1 protein-coding gene is annotated in these 327 nt (G+C 51.7%); it reads left to right on the top strand.

Features of this window, described 5'->3' with window-relative positions; all coding sequences use genetic code 11:
* Positions 1 to 240, top strand: a 240-nt coding sequence (locus tag Q4563_RS18045; protein ID WP_303605484.1) for a hypothetical protein, incomplete at its 5' end; no start/stop codon positions are given.
* Positions 241 to 327 lie beyond the last annotated feature (87 nt).

The following is a 327-nucleotide window of genomic DNA, read 5'->3' on the forward strand; positions in this document are numbered from 1 at the left end:
GCCATAATGGGCAAGGTAAGTTTAAACAGGGCGCGGGTTTCGCGATTGACAAACGACATGGGGCAGGTAGCTCTGAACAGAAGTAAAAGGAATGGCCAGGATCGCGGCATTTTCCCCGAATACGGCGGCTTTGCAAGGCTGCTGGCGTATTTGCGCATACGGGAAAGTAACCACTCGCTGCCAGCGTTCGTCCCTGGCCGTGCGGCAGCCTCAGAAAGGTGCGCCGTGGAGGTCGATTGAGGGGTGTTTAAAGGGATTTCGTGGTTTATACCCTCTGAACAAGGTGGATTACTGCTATAATACAAACTGTTTGATTTTGGTTAACGA

Source organism: Gilvimarinus sp. 1_MG-2023, from assembly GCF_030548285.1.